The sequence below is a fragment of the Halobacteriovorax sp. XZX-3 genome (assembly GCF_043196495.1).
Classification (GTDB): Bacteria; Bdellovibrionota; Bacteriovoracia; order Bacteriovoracales; family Bacteriovoracaceae; genus Halobacteriovorax_A.
The window spans coordinates 1-1,237 of sequence record NZ_JBEBMO010000016.1 but is presented as its reverse complement, the minus strand read 5'-3'; the positions used below and the strand labels follow the sequence as shown (position 1 = coordinate 1,237).

Genomic DNA, 1,237 nt, shown 5'->3' with positions numbered 1-1,237 from the left:
ACTACTGGTCAGGTAGCGAAAGCACTTAACATCTCCAACCACTTTGCATCCCGATTGCTCAGCGAGTTAGTAGACACACTCTCGTGCTGCTACCGTGTACGCTTCGGGGTGTACGTCTGGGATGAGGAACGTAAGCACGAGTACAAGTCTCAAGCAGACATCGTGCTCGACTACCTCAAGGAGCATAACAATGCTGCATCCATGACACAGATGGAGAGGGACTTGGGTATATCGCTTCAAGCCCTGTGCCGATTGGTCAAGAGTATCCAAGCTCAGCCTAAGCTGGCGAAGATAAGCAAGACCACATACGTTGAACTGTTAGAGGACAACCGCAAATGAAGAAAGAACACACCACCCGTGAGCAACGTCATGCTCTACAAACCAAACGTGCTAAGCGTAACAACGGGCGTAACAAGAAGAACCGCACAGCGTGGCGTTTCAGTAACTACGTTCTGGTGCACGAGGTGGCAACTCGTTTGATGTACCGCTTTGCTGACAAGCACGGCTTCCGTGTAGGTCTACCATCCAAGGCATACATCCGTCGCTCAGTTGAGCACATGAGTCCTGCCGAACTACAACACATGGCTGACAAATTCCGCGAGGCATTTACTAATGGCTAAAGACAAATCACTAGGCGCAGACGGCAAGCCTAAATACTTTTTCAACGAAGACAAGGCGAAAGCCTTTGTCGAACGTAAGGGTCTAGGGGAGACTCACCATGCCGTGAATGACGGCACTGGTAAATGGGAAATCCTACCGAAAGGAGACAGCGATGAAAGCGACACTACTGAATAACGGTGGTTACTGGGACACAGAAGGTATCACCTTCCCAGTTGTAGTGGACGTGGTACGTGTAGACGACGATAACGTGTTCGTATCAGGTGCATCCATCATTGCAGCAGGTGGCTTAGATAGCGTAGCCAATGCTGACATCACTAAAGGCGGTGGCTTTGATGCTGACGGTGAGTATCCGTTCAGCCTAGCCGAGCAAGAAATCCAACTCATCGAGGAGTAACACTATGAAAGTAACAGTAACATCACTAGACCATGAGTTCTTCACAGACGTAGAACTACCAGTAGAAATCGAAGCATTTGGTAACACTATGGGTCCAGCCCATCTTATGTGGGCGACAGGTGCAGAGCTAATCCGTGTCGGTGCCCGTCAAGGTAGCCAAGACGGTAACGTTCATGGCTTGAACCCTAACTACATGTACGCCCTAGAGCTAGGCAATCAGAT

General features: G+C 49.7%; 4 protein-coding genes and 1 pseudogene. All 5 read left to right on the top strand.

The window, feature by feature from the left end:
* A pseudogene (locus ABMA70_RS15980) lies at nt 1–339 on the top strand (hypothetical protein); the annotation flags it as partial.
* Nucleotides 336–620 carry a hypothetical protein gene (locus ABMA70_RS15975; protein ID WP_393022401.1) on the top strand — a complete coding sequence of 95 codons (285 nt, stop codon included), beginning with the start codon at nt 336–338 and terminating at the stop codon, nt 618–620. The pseudogene ABMA70_RS15980 and the gene ABMA70_RS15975, both read left to right, overlap by 4 nt.
* Entirely contained in the window at nt 613–795 is a 183-nt protein-coding gene (locus ABMA70_RS15970; protein ID WP_393022398.1) for a hypothetical protein, read from the top strand. The genes ABMA70_RS15975 and ABMA70_RS15970 overlap by 8 nt, the downstream gene beginning before the upstream one ends.
* On the top strand, nt 773–1,015 hold the full coding sequence (locus ABMA70_RS15965; protein WP_393022395.1) for a hypothetical protein: 243 nt from the start codon (nt 773–775) through the stop codon (nt 1,013–1,015). Before ABMA70_RS15970 ends, ABMA70_RS15965 begins: the two co-directional genes overlap by 23 nt.
* A 4-nt stretch (nt 1,016–1,019) precedes the next feature.
* A partial coding sequence (locus tag ABMA70_RS15960) for a hypothetical protein (protein ID WP_393022393.1) occupies nt 1,020–1,237 on the top strand: 218 nt, incomplete at its 3' end.

Bases quoted from the DNA above. Each gene is read 5' to 3' on its own strand.
- ABMA70_RS15975 (WP_393022401.1), top strand. From the start codon at position 336: ATGAAGAAAGAACACACCACCCGTGAGCAACGTCATGCTCTACAAACC.
- ABMA70_RS15970 (WP_393022398.1), top strand. From the start codon at position 613: ATGGCTAAAGACAAATCACTAGGCGCAGACGGCAAGCCTAAATACTTT.
- ABMA70_RS15965 (WP_393022395.1), top strand. From the start codon at position 773: ATGAAAGCGACACTACTGAATAACGGTGGTTACTGGGACACAGAAGGT.